Below are 17,827 nucleotides of genomic sequence, written 5' to 3' on the forward strand. Positions count from 1 at the left end.
CTCATGCGCGGGCGCTTTTTGCATCACTTCGTGCATTTTGTGTAGTTTTAACATCCGGTTTCCGTGGTTTCAGCGCTCGAGATGCTTTTTCAGCTTCTGGAGAACTGCGTCGTACTGTGCCGAACGGGCGGTCGGGTTGCCGCGCAGCAGACTCCTGCGCGTGCGGCTGAGACGCGAAGCGCGCTCGTCAAAGCGGCGCTGAAGCTCGTCCAGACGGTTCTGAATATCCTCGCGGACATCGGCGGCGTGCCGGGCGGCGGCAGCGCGGCGGGATGCAGCCTCCTCGCGCGCGTCGCGCGTGCGCTCGGCAAGCTCGTCCTTCGCCTCGTCAAGCCTCTGCTCGATGTCCTCGCGCAGATCGGCTGCACGCATGGCTGCGGCGGCGGTACGCGCCTGCGCCTCCTCCCGCGCGTCACGGGTGCGCTCGGCAAGCTCGCCGGCGGCCTCCTCCACGCGGTACGAGAGATTGGTCAGGCGCGTCAGCGCGGTCTCGCTCAGTTCCTGACGAAGCTCGGCCCCCTGCTCGCGCAGACGGTCGAGCTCCTCGAGCACTCTGGCAAGATCGAGAGCCGCACGGACGGAAACGATCACATCGGCAAGGAATGCGGCCGACCAGAGCACATCCACCGCGAGCAGCGCCCGGAACGGCAGCGCCGCGATCACCCATTCGACCGGCCGGTGAATAAAGCGCGCCAGAATGAGGCCGAGAAAACCCCAGCACAGCGAGGATTGCAGGCAAATATAGCCTCGGAACTGAAACCGGTGCTCGGAATAGTCCCAGTATTTCACCTTAAACAGTTTTTCCATCACAACGCCGACAATATACTCGAATACCGTCGCGGCGGCCATGCTCGCGAAAAAAAGCGCGGCCGGCCTGTCGTACAGCGGCAGCGAAACGTGCAGCAGGAGCACCGCGCCGAAGCCGTAGATCGGCAGCATCGGCCCGCGCAGAAAGCCGCGGTTGACGAAATGGCGCTGTTTGACCGACACGACCGTCGATTCGAAGCACCATCCCAGTACACAGTACAGGAAGAATACCAGCAGCCACTGCGGAGCGGAATAGCTGTAACCCATTGCTTTTCATCCTTTCAGCGCCGCGTTTCCTCCTGCGGCGGTATTATTATATTCTATCTAATCTTTTGACTTTTTTCAAGTAGACTACTATAATATAAGTATCATTTTGTATAACGAAGGGCAGGTAAGGCTATATGCTGAATTTCACCATTAAGACACCGACCGAGGTCGTTTTCGGCCGAGGAATCGAGGAAAAGATCGGCGAGCGCATCAAGGAATACGGCGCGCACCGTGTTCTCGTCCATTTCGGCGGCGCGAGCGCACGTTCCTCCGGTCTGCTCGACCGCGTGGAGCACAGCCTGTTTGACGCCGGCCTGTCCTTTGTCGAGCTCGGCGGCGTCTCCCCCAACCCCAAGATCTCCCTCGTCCGCAAGGGCGTCGCGCTCTGCCGCCGCGAGGGTCTGGATTTCGTGCTCGCCGTCGGCGGCGGCTCGGTCATCGACTCAGCCAAGGCCATCGCCATGGGCGCGGCGACCGGCCGCGACCCGTGGGAGTTCGCCTCCACCGGCACCAGACCGGATAAAACGCTCCCCGTCGCGACCGTGCTCACGCTCGCGGCCTCCGGCTCGGAGACCAGCAACTCCTGCGTGCTGACCAACGAGGAGACTAAGGAGAAGCGCGGCATCACGAGCGAGACCAACCGTCCGGTCATTTCCTTCCTCAACCCAGAAAACACGTTCACCGTTTCCAAATTCCAGACCGGCTGCGGCATCGTGGACATCATGATGCACACGCTCGAGCGCTATCTGACGCCGGAGGGCGGCGAGAGCGACCTGACCGACCGCATTGCGGAGGGTCTGCTCATCGCCGTGCGCGACGCAGGCCGCCGCGCTATCGCAGACCCGCGCGATTATGAGGCACGCGCGACCCTCATGTGGGCCGGCAGCGTTTCGCACAACGACTACACCGGCTGCGGCAGAAAGCGCCTGTTCCCGGTGCACAAGCTCGAGCATGAGCTTTCCGCGTTCCGCGACGAGATCGCCCACGGCGCCGGTCTTTCCGTGCTGTTCCCGGCGTGGGCGGAGCACGAAATGCCGTATGATTATCCCCGTTTCGCGCAGTTTGCAAACCGCGTGCTCGGCGTCGAGATGGATTTCGAACACCCTGAGCGCACTGCGCGCGAGGGCATCCGCACGCTGCGCCGCTTCTTCGAGGAGATCGGCATGCCGACCCATCTTTCTCAGCTCGGCATCAAGCCGGAAAACTATGAAAAGCTCGCCGCGAACACGGTCCGCACCGTGAACGGCCCGGTCAAGAGCTACTCGCCGCTCGACGAAAAGGCGATCATCGAAATCTACCGTCTCGCGGAGTAAACGGAAAGGAGCGCTACCTTGGACAAGCAGCAATTCTTCAACGGCGCAGTCTTCGATGCGTGGCGCTGGTTCGGCGCGCATCTCGGCGGCGGCGGCGCGGTTTTCCGCACGTTCGCACCCAATGCCTCGCGCATCACGCTGACCGGCGCGATGAACGGCTGGACCGAGACCGATCTGCATCAGGACGGCCGCAGCGGCTTCTGGGAGGTCTCCGTGCCCGGCACGCAGGCAGGGCAGCTCTACAAGTACCGCATCTACGCCGCCGACGGCTCCGTGACCGAGCACTGCGACCCCTACGGCTTCGCCATGGAGCTGCGCCCGGCGTGCTGCTCGATCGTGACCGACCTCGAGGAATACCGGTTCACGGACGACGCATGGATGCAGGCGCGTTCCGCCGACCCGGACGCTCCGCTGAATATCTACGAAATGCACCTCGGCTCATGGCAGCGCAATTCGGAGGACGCAAACGGCTGGTTTACCTATGAGCAGCTTGCCGACCGGCTCATCCCCTACCTGCTGGACGGCGGCTACACGCACGTCGAGTTCCTTCCGCTCTCCGAGCACCCGTTCGACGGCTCGTGGGGCTACCAAAATACCGGATTTTTCGCGCCGACCGCGCGCTACGGCTCGCCCGCGCAGCTCAAACAGCTCATCGACCGGCTGCACAACGCCGGTTTCGGCGCGATCATGGATTTCGTGCCCGTCCACTTCGCGGTGGACTCCTACGGCCTTGCGAAGTTCGACGGCACGCCGCTGTACGAGTACCCGAACGACGCGGTCGGCGTCAGCGAGTGGGGCAGCTACAATTTCAACCATTCGCGCCGCGAAGTGCGGTGTTTTCTGCAATCTGCCGCGAATTACTGGCTCGAGGAGTTCCATTTCGACGGTCTGCGCATGGATGCGGTCTCGCGCCTCATCTACTGGCAGGGAGACGAGAAGCGCGGCATAAACGGCGATACGCTCGACTTCCTCAAGGGCATGAACCGCGGCCTCAAGGCACGCCACCCCTCCGCTCTGCTCATCGCGGAGGACTCGACCGCCTACCCCGGCGTCACCCGTCCGCTCGACGAGGGCGGCCTCGGCTTCGACTACAAATGGGATCTCGGCTGGATGCACGACACGCTCGAATTCTGCCAGACGCAGCCCGACCTGCGGCCGCACAGCCGCGGCAAGCTGCTGTGGTCGATGCACTATTTCGCGAACGAGCGCTATCTGCTCCCCCTCTCGCACGACGAGGTCGTACACGGCAAAGCCTCCATCGTGCAGAAAATGTGGGGCGCGGACGAAAAGGACAAGTATGCGCAGGCGCGCACGATGTATCTTTATATGTTCGCGCATCCCGGCAAAAAGCTCAATTTCATGGGCAATGAGCTAGGACAGCTTTATGAATGGAACGAGGCCGGCACGCTCGACGGCGCACTCGCGGAGCGTCCGTTCCATCTGTTTTTCCACAGCCTGTGCAGAACTTATCGGGATAACCCGGCGCTGCACTGCGACTACGCGCCGGACAGCTTTTCCTGGGCGGACAGCCGCGCCGACGTACCCTCGCTTATCGGCATGGTGCGCCGGGGTCACGGCGAGACACTGCTCGCGCTGTGCAATTTCGGCAGCGACCCGGCGGTCTATGACGGCCCGCTCGGCGATACGCCCTCCCTGCTGCTGCACACCGATCTCATCGAGTTCGGCGGCGACACCGAGGAAGGCGAGCTGAATACCGAGCTTCCGCTCATCCTGCCGCCGTACAGTGGCATGCTGCTGCGCATCGAATAAAGGCAGCACCGCACAATGAAAGCGAAAACCACCGCAGAACGCATTTTTAACGTTCTGCGGTGGTTTTCCTTTGCGCGGGTTGAAAGAAATATGAAAAGGGGTAATGGTTCGATAGAAATCAGCCGTTCTTCGCGGTGACGATGCCCTTGTGCAGGCTCAGCACCGGAAGCAGGACCGCGCAGACGATAATGCCCGCGACGCCCTGTACGATGTTCATCGGGATGCCGACGGCGACAGCGGTCGCGGCTGCGGCTGCATTGCTGCCCATTGCGACCTCCATGCCCATCTCATACAGGAAATAGCCGATGACCATGACGGCCTCTGCCGGGATGCCGCTCAGGACAACGCGGACCGGAACGGCGCGCCTGTCTGCGCCTGCGCTCAGACGGAGATACAGCCAGCCGCCGACCATCGCGGTCAGCGCCTTGATGACGAACGTACCCGGAACATAGCTCATGTAGCCTGCGAACAGGTCGCTCAGCATCGAGCCGATGCCTGCCGCGAGCGCGCCGAGACCCGGACCGAGCAGCGCGCCGCACAGCAGCACCATGCCGTCGCCGAGGTGGATATAGCCCTGCGTCGGGGTCGGAATGCGGATGATCATGGTCGCGACCGTAGTCAGTGCCGCCATGAGCGCCGCAAAGATAATCTTTCGAAGGCTTGCGTTTTTCATGTCATACACCTGCTTTTCTTTTGTCAGACCCGTGGAAATTTCTTTATTTCCAACGGGTTTGTTCTCTTTATATAGATGATACTCTTTCTCTGGCTTGTATAAAAGGGCCAGTCCGCTTTATTTTTTCAGGGTCAGTCTGTCCGCAGCATTCGCGCGGCTGATCTTGAGCGGCGGCACTGCGGCGTTTCTCTCTTATCGCCAAAAAAGCGCGGCTGATTTTTATATTTTTGTCTCGTCCGACGAAATCATAGTAATCCTATTGACAAACAGGACAATGGCGCGTATACTGCAATCATACTAATTCACATAGGAATTATATGAATTGAAAGGAGAACGCACCATGAGCCGAATGAACTGTATGCCGACCTGCTGTATGTGTATGCACCGCTGCTGTTGTATGCGCTCCCTTGTGACATGTCGAATGTGCTGAAAAAGCATCATTCTGTATGCAGGAGGCGTGTGCTTCCTGCTTTTTTTGTCGAAAGGAGTTTCCCAACCGTGAAGCAATTTATCAAAGCCCTGCCGGTCCTGTCCATCGTTCTGGCGCTCGCGCTCGACGCGCTCCTGCCGGACAATTTACAGCACCCCGCCGCCGAGCACCCGTATTTCACCTGGCTGCTGATCGCGGCGCTCGTCTTGTACCTCATAGTTTATATCGCGTCCTTCGCCCGTCCGGCGCTGCGCGAAAAGCTCGAATACAAGGCGCTCTTCTACGCCGGCGCTGTGCTGTTCTTCAACATCCTTAACCTGCTGACCGTGAAGTTCGCCGTTCTCCCGGTGCTGTACTTTCCGTCGCTCGACCGCGTGTTCGGCGTTCTGGTCGAGGACAGCACGTTCCTCGCCAAGTGCCTCGCCTACTCGGCACGCCTGCTGCTCATCGGCTGGTTCTGCGGCGCGCTCGTCGGCATGCTGACCGGCATCGCCATCGGCTTCAGCAAGACCTTTTCCTACTGGGTTCAGCCGCTCGTCCGCGTGCTCGGCCCGATCCCCTCGACGGCATGGATCCCGATCGTGTTGATCGCCTTTCCCTCCGCCGTCTCCGCCAGCGCATTCCTGATCGCGCTCGCCGTATGGTTCCCGACCACCGTTCTCACGAGCAGCGGCATCGCCTCCATCCCCAACTCGTACTTTGAGGTCTCCTCGACGCTCGGCGCCGGCAGCCTTTACCGCATCGTGAAGGTCGGCATCCCGGCCGCCATGCCCCATATGTTCCTCGGCCTGTTCAACGGCACCTGCTCGTCGTTCATCACGCTCGTGACCGCCGAAATGCTCGGCGCGAAGTACGGCATCGGCTGGTACATCAACTGGCAGAAGGAAATGATGGCTTACGCGAACGTTTACGCCGGTCTGATCATCATCGCCGTTACGTTCTTCATCCTCATCACCCTGCTCTTCAAATTCCGCGATCATGTCCTTGCATGGCAGAAAGGAGTTATCAAATGGTAGGAAATATCTCCATTTCGGGCGTCTCCAAGCACTTTATCAACCCAACCGGAGAACGCATCACCGCGCTCGACAATGTGTCGCTCGAAATCCCCTCCGGCTCGTTCGTGTCGCTCATCGGCCCGTCCGGCTGCGGCAAATCTACGCTCCTGCGTCTGATCTCCGGCCTCATCCAGATGGACGAGGGCGAGCTGACGCTCGATGGCGTGCCCGTCACCGCTCCCGGCGCCGACCGCGGCTTCATGTTCCAGGAGCACACGCTGTTCCCGTGGCTGTCGATCTACGACAATATCGCCTTCGGCCTGCGCGCCCGCGGCATCTACAAGCAGGAAAAGGACCGCGTCGATGAGTTCATCGAAATGGTCGGCCTCAAGGGCTTTGAGCACTCCTATCCGCATCAGCTTTCGGGCGGCATGTGCCAACGCGCCTCTCTCGCACGCGCCCTTGTCGGCAGGCCCAAGGTGCTGCTGCTCGACGAGCCGCTCGGCGCACTCGACGCCTTCACCCGAATGAATATGCAGGATGAGATCCTGCGCATCTGGAAGGAGACCGGCATGACCGCCATCATGGTAACGCACGACGTGGACGAGGCCGTTTATCTCTCGGACAAGGTCGTCGTCATGACCCCGCGCCCCGGCCGCATCACCGGCACGCTCGATATCCAGCTCTCCCGCCCGCGTGCGCGCAGCTCGGAGGACTTTCTCCAGTACCGCGGCGAGATCCTGCGCCGCCTGCACTACGGCGGCAAGGTCGAGGAACCGAACTACTACATCTGACGCTTCGCTTTATAGGGGAATTCAAAATCCCCCTATATACACAGAGCGGTTCCGAAGAAACCACTCTGTGATACCCCAACGGCGCCGCCCAAGGCGTCTGGGTCGGGGTGAAAAAAACCAGGTACACGCCCCGGCTTTTTTCGGGCATCAAAGATGCCCGATTGAATGCCGCGCTGAAAGCGCGGGATTTCCTCCGCTGTTAATTATTGCACCACCAAACACCTACCTCTGTTAAAGCAAAACACCCACCCTACTCCTCGAAAGGAACGATATCCATGAAAAAGAACGGAATTTTCTCCCGTGTGCTGAGCAGCGCACTCGCCGGCGTACTCGCCCTCTCGCTCTCCGCCTGCGGCAGCAGCAGTACCGCCTCGTCCGACGCCTCCGCTGACGGCGCTTCGGACAGCGGGACCACCCATCTCCGCCTGATCTACTCCCCCTCGCTGTGCGCGGCGCCGATGTATATCGCGATCGAAAACGGCTATTTCGAGGAGGAAAACCTCGATATCGAACAGGTAACGGTCGATGCGGCGCACGTTTCCGAGGCCATCGGCGCGAATCAGGTCGATGTCGGCATGGGTCTGATCGGCAAGCTGCTCCAGCCGATCGAAAACGGCCTGCCCATCAAGTTCACCACCGGCCTGCACACCGGCTGCACCAAGCTGCTCGTCCCGGGCGACAGCGACATCAAGAGCATCGCTGACCTCAAGGGCAAAAAGATCGGCGTGCCGGGTCTGGCCGACGCCGCAACCGTTGTTTCCAAGCGTTCGCTCAGCGCGGCCGGCATCGGCGTGACCGAGCAGAACATGGAGGTCGAGTTCTCGGTCTACTCGCGCAACGACCTGCCGCAGGCGCTCGAGAACGGTGCGGTCGACGCGATCGCCCTCGGCGACCCGACCGCATCCATCGCGGAGGAGCAGTACGGTCTGACCGCCCTCATCGACACCGCAACCGATCCCAAGTACAAGGATGAATACTGCTGCAATGCGTTCGTCACCTCCCAGCTCGCCGCCGAAAACCCGAAGGCTGCCGCAGCGTTCACCCGTGCGGTGCAGAAGGCTTCTCAATGGGTGCAGGAGAACCCGGACGAGACCGCAAAGATCATCGTTGACAAGCAGTATGTCTCCGGCGATGTCGATTTCTGCGCACAGATCCTCAAGACCTACAACTACAAGCCTTCGGTTCAGGGCGGCTATGACGCGCTCAAGCTGAACGCCGAGGAGCTGAGCAAAATCGGCGTGCTCAAGGAAGGCACCGACGCACAGAAATTCGCAGACAATGCTTACATCTTCTTCGACGATGTGCCGGATGCGCCGGAGGCCTCCTCCGGCACCACCGCAGCCGCTCCGTCCGCCTCTGCCTCCTCGGTCAGCTTCACCGAAGCGGCCGAGGCCGAGGAGAACGACTGCTGCGGCGGCAAGATCGAAAAGCCTGACACCACCAGAAAAGCCTGACGGACACAGGGAGGAAAGGATATCATGTCAGAAATCAAATGCACGCACAGCTGCTCGGACTGCAGCAGACTCGGCTGCCGCTCGGCGAGCGAGGATCAGTATCCCCCGTTCTGCCTGACGACCAATGTTGACAGGGATCTGCTGGACGAGACGCTCGAGATCTACAGAAATGACGAGCTTCAGGGCAGGATCGCCCGCACCTCCGCCTGCATCGAAGGCGAATTCTACGGCCGCCTGACGCGCGTCGAGGAGACCATCGAGTTCATCCGGCGCATGGGCTTCAAGAAAATCGGCATCGCCTCCTGCGTCGGTCTGATGCGCGAGACCTCGATCTTCGCCCGCATCCTCAAGGCAAGCGGCATCGATTACTTTACCGTCGGCTGCAAGGTCGGCGCGGTGGACAAGACCGAGATCGGCGTGCCGAACGAGAAAAAGCTCAACGGCGGCTGCGGCCACGAGTCCATGTGCAACCCGATCATGCAGGCGAAAACGCTCGCCGCGAACGGCTGCGACTTCAATATCGTCATCGGCCTGTGCGTCGGTCACGATACGCTGTTCCTGCGTCACAGCAAGGTTCCGACCACCGTCATGATCGTCAAGGACCGCGTGCTCCAGCACAATCCGGCCGCCGCCCTGTACGGCGCACAGTCCATGTATTCCCGCTTCAAAAATCTGAATCTGTAAAAAAAGCTCTCCGCATCGACCTGAACTGCGGAGAGCTTTCTTTTTATTCGTTTGGAATGAGCGGCTGCACCATGCAGCGCAGGCGCGCGGACGAATGCGGATAACGGCGGTAAAAGGCGCCGGTCAGCCGTTCCGCGACCATGCAGCTGTTTTCGTAATTCGCCTGCGGCAGCATGATGACAAACTGCGACACGCTGCACCGCGAGATAACGTCGCCGCGCCGCAGATTGCCGCGCAGCAGCGGCGGCAGCTTTTCCATCACGCCGTCCAGACTGCGACGCGCAAGGGCGGAACCGTCCTTCGCCGTCACCGACAGCAGACAGATATGCACGGCGATGCCCATGCGTGCGACCGCACGCGCCTGCATACGATACAGGATCTTGAAAAAGTCATATTCGCACAGCATCGCGCCGCCGGCGCTGTTCTCCTCCTGAAGCTGCATGCGCAGCTCGTCCATCGACAGAGTATGGTCGTTGACCGTGCGCGATGCCTGCCGGTACAGCTTGCGCAGGGTCTCTCCCGGCATGACGCCGAAATCCGAGAACAGCATCTCGCTCATGTCGTCATAGACCGCCATGGCTTCCCGGTTGTCTCCGTTCTCGATGAGCGCACACATCAGATGCTCGTAAAATTCCTCTTTGTACGGCTCGATCTTAACGGCCTGCCGGCACAGCGCGGCCAGCTCCTCCGTGCGTCCGCAGTCCTCGAGGATCTCGATCGCGCTCGATACCGCCCCGGCATACAGGCCGTGGTAATACGTCTCGAGCGGCATGACCCAGATCTCGCCCGACAGGCGCGGCAGCAGATCGCCGCGGTAGCAGCCGACCGCAGCCTGATACGCGCGCAGACGCGCCTCCGGCTCCTTTTCCCGGTCTCCTCTGCGGCACCGCTCCTCAAACTGCTCGATGTCGAGCGTGATCGGTACCTCCTCATTCCACACATACCGACCCGACCGGCGGAGGAGCAGCCGGTGTCCCAGTCCGTCCTCGAGCCGGTCGAGCAGTGCACGGATGCGGTGAAAGACCGACTTGAGCGCGTTTGCGGGGTCCGAGCTGCCCGTTCCGCCGCTCCAGCAGAGGTTGATCAGCTCCTCCTGCGTAAATTCGCGGCGGCGGTTGACCAGCAGATACGCGAGCAGAGACCATACCCGGTGCGAGCGGTCGTTGCTGTCTGAGATGACGCAGTCTCCGTAGCGGATCGTAAATTCTCCCAGCATTTGAACCTGTATCGTTTCGCTCATTGCAGCTTTTCCCCCCCGCCTGTCCGAAAAATCCATGCAGCTGTCTTGTCATGCTGTTTTCTATTTACACCATATCACAAATATCGGAAAATTACAAGTAAATCGTATATAAAGCAGCACCGGACAGCGAAAACTGCGGCGCTTCGCGGCGGTATTCTCAGTTCGCCGCTGTCGGAACGGTACGGTATCCCTCCATGAGACTGTCGTTTTCCATGATAAACGGGCGCGCCGTGTCCTGATCCCAGGAGGTATCGTATCTTTCCATCAGATAATCGTTCAGCTCGATCCGGTTTCGGAGCTTGACCAGCCGGTACGGCTCCTGAAACGCCACCTTTTCAACAAAATAGAGACTGCCGTCCCCGGCTGGCAGCAGGACGCCCACGTGTCCGATGAACAGGGTATTGTCCGTATCCGAGAACCGGTCATGGAGCACCACGGAGATCAGCCGGGCAGCCCCTTCTTCAAAGGCAACGCCGCGCTCCGCCCAGCCTGCCTGAAGAGCCTTGACCTGTTCCGCCGTCTCCGTGCTGTCCGCAGCAGTCACCGGCGCAAACAGCGCACAGAATTTGGATGTGCTGTCTCCGCAGAGAACGGCTGGATCTGCGGTCAGCGTTTCGATATCCAGAAAGAGGGCGTCCTCGCCCTGCGTTTCCGGCTGGTCTGCCCCGGCAGTGATGAACTCACCGAACAGGCTGAAGGCCGTGATGCGGCAGTTGTAGCCGAGAAAGCTCCCGTTCTTTTCCGTCCACAGCTCCTGCATCTCATAAGGGTCATATTTGGTATCGGTCGGCGCGCCGCTCTCAAAGCCCTCCGTCAGCCATTCGTTCTTGACGCTGGCGTTGAACTGATCGACGCGGTCAAGAAGAATGCTGACCCTGTTTTCGCTGATGCCGGAGTCTGCGAGCGACTCGGAGAGCAGCCCTCTGGAGGCTGCATCTGTCAGATTGGAGTACGCCGCGGCTTCGAGCGGCGGCTCTGCGTGTCCGTCGCAGCCCGAGAGGCCTGCGAGCATGAGGCTGACCGCCGCAAGGACGGGCAGCAGCTTTCTTTTCCGGTTTATCATTGATCTTCGCCTTTCCTGTGACCGCCCCTGCGGGACGGATTCGTGATCTGTCTGTATCCTTATACTGTACACGCATCGGCGAAAAAAGTCCATCCTGTGTGATCATATTTTCTTTGCGCGTCAGCTCGGCCATTCCAGTCCGGCTGCCACGCAGCAGCCTCGGTTTTACTCTGTTATAGTAACACTCAAAAAAGATAACAAAAAACCGCCCATTTCAACGAAACAAGCGGTTTAACATGCATTGTGTTGACGAAAAAGATGCACTGCCCGCCGATCATGTCCCACCAAATCGAAGCCCAGCGGGAGGGATAAGCGGCAAAACCGGCCTTCTGGCCGGCGGCGCTTATGCGCCGTAAATTCGTTTTGCCCCGCAAAACAAATTGCGCAGGGGCGGCTTTGCCGACCCCGAGCATTGAAATCTCCGAAGGGTGGAGCGAATAAAATGAGCGGAACCCAACAAAGAAGTCACGACTTTCGTCGTGACTTCTTTGTTGGACTATGTTGACGAACAAGATGCACCAATCCAAAGCCCCATCTCATCAAGCCGCAAACCAGCGGAGCGTTTGCGGCTTGAAAAGGAGGAGCAGCGAAATGAGTGCGCTCTGACTTTTTGAAAAAAGTCGGAGCAAACGATATAAAGCTTGCTCCGACGTGTCATGTGTTGGCAGAAAAGATACTGGATTTTTCGTTGCCCGCAAGGAAAGGAATGTTTGCAAAGGAAGCCATAGCCAGATTTTCCTTGCTTTTCAATTCCTCCGCAGGATAAGCTTGCACAGCAAACATGCACCAAAAAGGATGCGTAATCATTTACATTATAGAGTAATTTTATGGTGAATAGAGATTTAACACCTTTGCCTGCTCTATTAGCCATCTGCGCACCCGTTCAACGTATGTGGACCACTTGTCGCTCTCTGCGGCCTGCTCAATGATTTTAAGCAGAACAATTTTTCGATCCTGATTCATCCGCTCCACAATTTGATTCAACCAATCGTGACTATCCACAACTCCTGTAACCTGCTTCGCGCAATCAGTCGCTTCATCCGCTCCATCCACATCCAAAAGCAGATCATAAATGAATTTTTCCGGGCAGTTCCCCTCAGGCAGAGAAAACTGTGTAATCAGCGAAAGCGCGGCATCAATCTTATCGTCATGGTTCGTCTCTGTTCCGGACAGCAGCCTGCGCAGCTGCCTTTTCTTGTCCTCATCTGTCCGATAAACATCGCCATCTAAAACGATCAGCCGATGCTCAAGAGAATTCCCCTCAATCATCATCCCCGCTGCTAATGTAAATGCGTTTTGAGCCGAACCGATGTTTCGAATATTGACATATCTGGATATTCGTAATCCGTCGGAAAGCTGTGAGACAATGGCTTCCGCGAGGTCGTCCTCAACATAGACAGTGAGCGGCTGCGTACTTTCCCGGTTCATATCAAAAATGATATCCGGTGTTATCCGGTCGTATACCAGCGTTTTTTCTCTTGTGTGGTACAGATACCGTATATCAACAAATTCTGTCAGCTTCCCAATTTCAAGCGAGTGGGTTGTAAAAATAATTTGCAGATTCTTCCTCTGTGCCAAATCGGACAGCTGTTTTATCAGTTGTTTCTGTGCGTTGCTGTGAAGCAGCAGGTCTATTTCGTCAATCAGGATCAGGGAATATGGAGCCGCATGGTATACCACCGTCAAAATCTTGATCAGCCTTTGCTCTCCGGCACCCATGCTCAAGGCTGAGTAGTTGATATCCGATAAGGTGCGGACTCCAAAGAAATGCTTGTTTTTCACTGCATGATCTGTTAAGGATTGGTAGTCCTTGCATAATATTTGTGCCGCAGTGTGTACGATCCGTTCCGCCAGCCGATCCTCTGAGACACTTGTGTGATAGTCGATATAGGAAGTCTGACGCTCTTTTTCGATTTCAGGCAGTCCGGAATCAATCCCGAGATAAAAAACATCCCGCTTGGGCCGACTGGTATATCTGGGGGACCACCGATCCGTGCTTTTTCGATACTTGCGCTGATTCTCCGTCTGTGTGTTTTCGTCAAAATAGGTCAATACCATCTGACTGCCTTGCCAGGAAGCATCCGGTGTCGGGGTAAAAAAGAATTTCCATTTATGATCCTCGCCTTTTTCATCCGGGGAGAACATACAGGCCAGTGCGTGCAAAACGGTGGATTTTCCAACTCCATTAACACCCATGATGGCCGTCAGATTTTTCTCAAACAGAATATCCAGCTTTTTTAATCCCTTCAGTTTTTCGATTTGAAGGCGTCTGATTTTATTTCGTGGCTTTATAATTCTGTCTGTCGAAATTCTCTGTTCTGTCAAGGCATCGCCTCTTTTGTCAGAAACATCTTCTTCCAGAGGTACTCTGTATGCAGGCCAGTCTTCAAAGTGCGGCGTTTCTGTATTATGCTCCAAATAATTTCGGAGACTCGCGGCGATCGCCCGCACAATGTAGATATCTGGCGCCGACTGAAGCATTCGATATGCTTTAAACCGGTTTTTGCAATTGTTAAAAGGGTAATTTGGATAGCCTTTTAAATATGCGTATTCATTGTGCGTTATTCGCCGCATTCCGATCTCGTCCACAAGATAACACTCATAAGGACGAACGGATACCTGTTCGCCGCCGACCACTTCTCCCTTAAAATTTCTGTTATAGAAGGGAAACAGGCGTTCAAGAGAATGCGTCCCAAATCGTCTTGGAACATTGCGATACCATGGTTCCACATCTTCCGGTGCTTCCCGAAATGGTATACGATATGGAGACTCATATATTGGCTTCGGAAAACAGAATCGCTCCGGGCCAATATCATTGCGAATTCCAACAAAATAGGCTTGCCTTCCATTCACTGGAAAACCGGAATACTCGCTCTCCCTGCATACTCGGTATGTTATAACATATCTGCGCCGTGCGGCAGTGCTGAGGAATGAGACGGATTTACCCTGAACCAACACAGCCGGAATTTGTATTAAAAACGCTTTTGGCTGATTGCACAAAATGAATTCGGAGAACAAATGCAGATAAGAATCCACATCGCCCTTTTTCTGATCCACGCGCTGCCTTGCAAGGCTCTCCGCAGGTATATCGGCCATCAGAATATCTGTGCCCGGAAGCGATGAAAGATTTTCAAGTGATATCGGCTCTGTGAAAATAGGGATATCCGGAACGATTCCGCGAAGTATCTCCTGTTTCACGGGATCACTTTCTGCGGCAGCTACAACAGAAAAACCACAATCGCGAAACGCAAGCGAGCGTCCGCCAAAGCCGGCATTGAAATCCACTACAGTAAATTCTGGAACTTGCATTCTGTAGACACCCCCTCTGCTGTGACCTAAATTATATCAAATCAGCGTGCTCAATGCAATCATTTGTCGAATCTACGAATTGGAAAGCATGGCTTATTCCATTCGGCACTATTAGCAACAACACTATGTAAATTTTCGTTCTCTCTTTTGTATGTTATCCTCTACCTCGAAGGAGGGAATCCTATGAAGTATTCAAACGAAGAAAAGCTATCCATTGTCGCACGCTATCAGCAAGGCGAAAGAATCACCGCTCTTTCCAATGAACTTGCTATCTCTCGTAGCACCCTGTACCGCTGGCTCAAATCGTTTCCTTCGGACAGCATTGGAAAGCCGTTGAAGTTTTCCTATCAAGAATACGCATCACTCCAACGCAAAGTTGAAAAATTGCAGAATATCATCACAATTCTGAAGTCTGTCGATTGTTTGGTATCTGCCCCATTGAAAGAGCGGCTGCATGCTTTAGAGCCGTTCTATGGAAAATATGAAGTCCATACGATCTGTGAAGCATTGGATGTTGACCGAGGTACATTTTATAACCACATACTGCGCAGCAAGCGCGGCAACGCCTGGTTTGATAAACGCCGTCAAGAATACTGCCAGATCATCCGTGATGTGTTTGACGAATATAGGCAGGTGTTGGGTGCAGAGAAAATTCGAACGATTCTCATTCAGCGTGGACACCAGGTCAGTGCGGAATATATTTCACAACTCATGCGTGAGATGGGCTTGAGCAGTGTTCGGTCGACAGCAAAAAAGGAATATTTAAAGCTTCGTGAGACGGAACGAAAGAAGAATATATTGCAGCAGCAATTTACTGCTGATCAGCCAAATCAGCGGTGGGTCAGCGATGTCACCTGTTTTAAACTTAGGGATCACTACTTTTATATTTGTGTAATTATTGACCTTTTCTCGCGCAAAGTGATCGCACATAAAATTTCAAAAAGGAACAGTACTCAACTTATCACCGCAGCATTCAAAATGGCGTATGAGGAACGCCAGCCACCGTCTGGTCTTATTTTTCATAGTGACCGAGGCGCGCAGTATACCTCCCATCGACTCCAGCAGCTCTTACATAAGCACAATGTAGAGCAATCATTTTCACAACCGGGTAAACCGCATGATAACGCAGTCGCAGAATCTTTCTTCGCATCGCTGAAAAAAGAAGAGCTCTACCGAAAGGATCATCCTTCCGATAGAGCATTTCAAGCCAGTGTAGCTTCCTATATTGAGTTTTACAATACCAAACGACCTCATCGCACATTGAAAAATCTGACGCCATGCCAAATGGAAGAGAGCTGCTGTGCAACTGTTAAATGAGACATCCGTGTTCGAATCGCCTAATTTACTCGTTTTCTACTACGTTTTGAGACGGTTTGTATTTTCGTGTCTCATATTTGCTTCAGCGCGCCACTCACTGAAATCCCTGTCATACCAAGACTTTCAGGACATAAAATGACCCCACCCAATCCTCAAGTCTCATCGACTTGTTCGAATTGGGTAGGGTCATTCATTTTGGTACGCCCGGTGCGATTCGAACGCATGGTCTTTGGAGTCGGAGCGGTGCTATGTGAGGTGTTTGCATCGCAGCGACTACTAAAAAGGCGCAGTTCACCAACATTTTGTGTGGTTTTTGTATGTTTTCTGCCCCTGTTGGGACTGCCGATATTCGGTGGCAGTAGCCTCGTAGTAGCCGCAGTGGCGTTGGCTATTCTTTGACCGGTGGCAGGAAACCCTCGACCTGCTGGCGGTATTCGAACTGCTCCTCGCGGAAGAACCGCTCCAGCAGGCTGTAATCCTGTTTTGTCTGCGCGGTATTCAGCGCATGATAATATTCTGCCTTGCGGCTGTCATTTACCACAAAGGGGATAATGTCGTTTTTCAGACATTCCTTAAACAGGATCAGCCGTCCGGTTCGTCCATTTCCGTCCTGAAATGGGTGAATGGCCTCATAATCTGCATGAAACTTTGCCAATCCGTGCAGATCATGTTTGTCTGCTGCATTGTATTCGTCCAGAAGTGTCGTCATGCGTGCGTGGACATCCTCCGGCAGCGCAGTTGTAATATCCGATACGATATTCCGGCGATTCTTGTATTCTCCGATCGGATAACCGTTTGCAATATCTTCAAATACGCCGCTTTTCAGCTTGTAATGATATCGTTTAATCAGTTCATGCGAAAGCGGCTCTTGATAGGTTTTCAGCATTTCATTGAACATCAGGAAGTGACCGGTCATTTCCTCCACGTCTTTTGCGCGAATCAGCGCATCTTCCGAAGTCAAGGTGCCGGTATCGAACAGAGATGCCGTCTGCTTTTCCGTTAATGTACTGCCTTCAATTCGGTTGGAATGGTAGGCGAGCGTTCTCTGTGCGAACGCGTATACGCCGCCGTGGTCATTTTTCTTCTGCTCGATTTGAAGACGCTGGGTAAGCCGAGTGGTAAAACTTTCTGCCATAGTTAGCTCTCCTGCTGTGCCAGATATCTGCTTTTATTATACCCAATCTGTTGCTGCTGCGCAAGGTGTTTACCGGTGCATCACCTTATACAGCAGGTCAAGGCAGGCGTCGGTTTCGTTGTCGAAGACAGTGACATCGTGCTTTTCACCGTTCACGGCGAAGAATACCTCCCAGCCCTGTTCGGTCCATTCCATGGAATAGCAATTCGTACCGAAATATCCGGCGCTGAAATCATACAATTCTTCGGGAACTTTCAGATAGACCAGAATAGAATGCAGCTGATGGATAGTTAATTTCGGCAGGGTTTTATTAACATCGCTATAGTATGTCATGCGATAAAGCAGATTATAACAGGCATCGGTTTCATTGGAGAATACCTCAATATCATATTTGCTGTTGCGTTCAATGCCATATACTTCCCAGCCCTGCGATGTATGTTCTATCGTTGCGCAGGCGTCCAGACGCGTATTATTGCCCAAGTCATAAGCCCTTGTAGGGACTTTCAAATAGTGGAAGATCGCACGAAGCTGATCTTGGTTCATTGTGGTCATGACACAATCACCTCTACAGTCGTA

Annotated in this window: 15 protein-coding genes; 7 read left to right on the forward strand and 8 right to left on the reverse strand. The window is 55.5% G+C overall.

All coding sequences use genetic code 11. From position 1 onward, the window contains the following. Nucleotides 1-69: 69 nt before the first annotated feature. The gene (locus H8S02_RS11565) at nt 70-1,074 is read right to left on the reverse strand and encodes a putative ABC transporter permease (protein ID WP_186970641.1); all 1,005 of its coding nucleotides are present in this window, start codon (nt 1,072-1,074) and stop codon (nt 70-72) included. Nucleotides 1,075-1,208: 134 nt separating this feature from the next. Here H8S02_RS11565 and H8S02_RS11570 point away from each other — a divergent pair, with 134 nt between their 5' ends. Then, nucleotides 1,209-2,387, forward strand: coding sequence for an iron-containing alcohol dehydrogenase (locus H8S02_RS11570; protein WP_186970642.1), 1,179 nt, complete (start codon nt 1,209-1,211; stop codon nt 2,385-2,387). Nucleotides 2,388-2,405: 18 nt separating this feature from the next. Next, nucleotides 2,406-4,157 carry a 1,4-alpha-glucan branching protein GlgB gene (gene glgB / locus H8S02_RS11575; protein WP_186970643.1) on the forward strand — a complete coding sequence of 584 codons (1,752 nt, stop codon included), beginning with the start codon at nt 2,406-2,408 and terminating at the stop codon, nt 4,155-4,157. A 118-nt stretch (nt 4,158-4,275) separates the two neighbouring features. On the opposite strand, the gene H8S02_RS11580 is transcribed toward glgB, so the two are convergent. After that, nucleotides 4,276-4,830: an ECF transporter S component gene (locus H8S02_RS11580; protein WP_186970644.1), complete on the reverse strand. Its 555-nt coding sequence runs from the start codon at nt 4,828-4,830 to the stop codon at nt 4,276-4,278. A 498-nt stretch (nt 4,831-5,328) separates the two neighbouring features. Here H8S02_RS11580 and H8S02_RS11585 point away from each other — a divergent pair, with 498 nt between their 5' ends. The 4 genes from H8S02_RS11585 to H8S02_RS11600 all read left to right on the forward strand — a co-directional run bounded on the left by H8S02_RS11585 (nt 5,329) and on the right by H8S02_RS11600 (nt 9,187). Further along, nucleotides 5,329-6,276 (forward strand): ABC transporter permease, encoded by a 948-nt coding sequence (locus H8S02_RS11585; protein ID WP_330601958.1) that lies wholly within the window; start codon nt 5,329-5,331, stop codon nt 6,274-6,276. Further along, nucleotides 6,270-7,049 (forward strand): ABC transporter ATP-binding protein, encoded by a 780-nt coding sequence (locus H8S02_RS11590; RefSeq protein ID WP_186970645.1) that lies wholly within the window; start codon nt 6,270-6,272, stop codon nt 7,047-7,049. Before H8S02_RS11585 ends, H8S02_RS11590 begins: the two co-directional genes overlap by 7 nt. Before the next feature lie 275 nt (nt 7,050-7,324). Further along, complete coding sequence (locus H8S02_RS11595; RefSeq protein ID WP_186970646.1) at nt 7,325-8,503, forward strand: ABC transporter substrate-binding protein; 1,179 nt, start codon at nt 7,325-7,327, stop codon at nt 8,501-8,503. A gap of 24 nt (nt 8,504-8,527) precedes the next feature. Then, nucleotides 8,528-9,187, forward strand: a complete 660-nt coding sequence (locus H8S02_RS11600) for a DUF1847 domain-containing protein (RefSeq protein WP_186970647.1) — start codon at nt 8,528-8,530, stop codon at nt 9,185-9,187. 43 nt (nt 9,188-9,230) lie between these two features. Here H8S02_RS11600 and H8S02_RS11605 read toward each other — a convergent pair whose 3' ends face one another. From H8S02_RS11605 to H8S02_RS11620, 4 genes are all read right to left on the reverse strand, one after another. Next, nucleotides 9,231-10,427, reverse strand: coding sequence for an AfsR/SARP family transcriptional regulator (locus tag H8S02_RS11605; protein ID WP_186970648.1), 1,197 nt, complete (start codon nt 10,425-10,427; stop codon nt 9,231-9,233). A gap of 157 nt (nt 10,428-10,584) precedes the next feature. Further along, nucleotides 10,585-11,490, reverse strand: coding sequence for a DUF4300 family protein (locus tag H8S02_RS11610; protein WP_243166516.1), 906 nt, complete (start codon nt 11,488-11,490; stop codon nt 10,585-10,587). A 185-nt stretch (nt 11,491-11,675) separates the two neighbouring features. Next, nucleotides 11,676-12,017, reverse strand: coding sequence for a hypothetical protein (locus H8S02_RS11615; protein WP_186970649.1), 342 nt, complete (start codon nt 12,015-12,017; stop codon nt 11,676-11,678). Between the two features lie 298 nt (nt 12,018-12,315). Next, nucleotides 12,316-14,799: an AAA family ATPase gene (locus tag H8S02_RS11620; protein ID WP_186970650.1), complete on the reverse strand. Its 2,484-nt coding sequence runs from the start codon at nt 14,797-14,799 to the stop codon at nt 12,316-12,318. Between the two features lie 183 nt (nt 14,800-14,982). Between H8S02_RS11620 and H8S02_RS11625 the strand changes: the two genes are divergently transcribed. Beyond that, nucleotides 14,983-16,116, forward strand: coding sequence for an IS3 family transposase (locus tag H8S02_RS11625; protein WP_186970651.1), 1,134 nt, complete (start codon nt 14,983-14,985; stop codon nt 16,114-16,116). A 388-nt stretch (nt 16,117-16,504) separates the two neighbouring features. Here H8S02_RS11625 and H8S02_RS11630 read toward each other — a convergent pair whose 3' ends face one another. Next, nucleotides 16,505-17,251 (reverse strand): Fic family protein, encoded by a 747-nt coding sequence (locus H8S02_RS11630; RefSeq protein ID WP_186970652.1) that lies wholly within the window; start codon nt 17,249-17,251, stop codon nt 16,505-16,507. A 69-nt stretch (nt 17,252-17,320) separates the two neighbouring features. Further along, a complete protein-coding gene (locus tag H8S02_RS11635; RefSeq protein WP_186970653.1) occupies nt 17,321-17,803 on the reverse strand; it encodes a hypothetical protein in 483 nt (160 codons plus the stop codon). Nucleotides 17,804-17,827 lie beyond the last annotated feature (24 nt).

The organism is Agathobaculum hominis, from assembly GCF_014288055.1.
In the GTDB taxonomy this organism is placed as follows: Bacteria; Bacillota; Clostridia; order Oscillospirales; family Butyricicoccaceae; genus Agathobaculum; species Agathobaculum hominis.

Coding starts and splice junctions, on each gene's coding strand:
- H8S02_RS11565 (WP_186970641.1), bottom strand. CDS start 1,074: ATGGGTTACAGCTATTCCGCTCCGCAGTGGCTGCTGGTATTCTTCCTG.
- H8S02_RS11570 (WP_186970642.1), top strand. CDS start 1,209: ATGCTGAATTTCACCATTAAGACACCGACCGAGGTCGTTTTCGGCCGA.
- H8S02_RS11580 (WP_186970644.1), bottom strand. CDS start 4,830: ATGAAAAACGCAAGCCTTCGAAAGATTATCTTTGCGGCGCTCATGGCG.
- H8S02_RS11590 (WP_186970645.1), top strand. CDS start 6,270: ATGGTAGGAAATATCTCCATTTCGGGCGTCTCCAAGCACTTTATCAAC.
- H8S02_RS11595 (WP_186970646.1), top strand. CDS start 7,325: ATGAAAAAGAACGGAATTTTCTCCCGTGTGCTGAGCAGCGCACTCGCC.
- H8S02_RS11600 (WP_186970647.1), top strand. CDS start 8,528: ATGTCAGAAATCAAATGCACGCACAGCTGCTCGGACTGCAGCAGACTC.
- H8S02_RS11605 (WP_186970648.1), bottom strand. CDS start 10,427: ATGAGCGAAACGATACAGGTTCAAATGCTGGGAGAATTTACGATCCGC.
- H8S02_RS11610 (WP_243166516.1), bottom strand. CDS start 11,490: ATGATAAACCGGAAAAGAAAGCTGCTGCCCGTCCTTGCGGCGGTCAGC.
- H8S02_RS11620 (WP_186970650.1), bottom strand. CDS start 14,799: ATGCAAGTTCCAGAATTTACTGTAGTGGATTTCAATGCCGGCTTTGGC.
- H8S02_RS11625 (WP_186970651.1), top strand. CDS start 14,983: ATGAAGTATTCAAACGAAGAAAAGCTATCCATTGTCGCACGCTATCAG.
- H8S02_RS11630 (WP_186970652.1), bottom strand. CDS start 17,251: ATGGCAGAAAGTTTTACCACTCGGCTTACCCAGCGTCTTCAAATCGAG.
- H8S02_RS11635 (WP_186970653.1), bottom strand. CDS start 17,803: ATGACCACAATGAACCAAGATCAGCTTCGTGCGATCTTCCACTATTTG.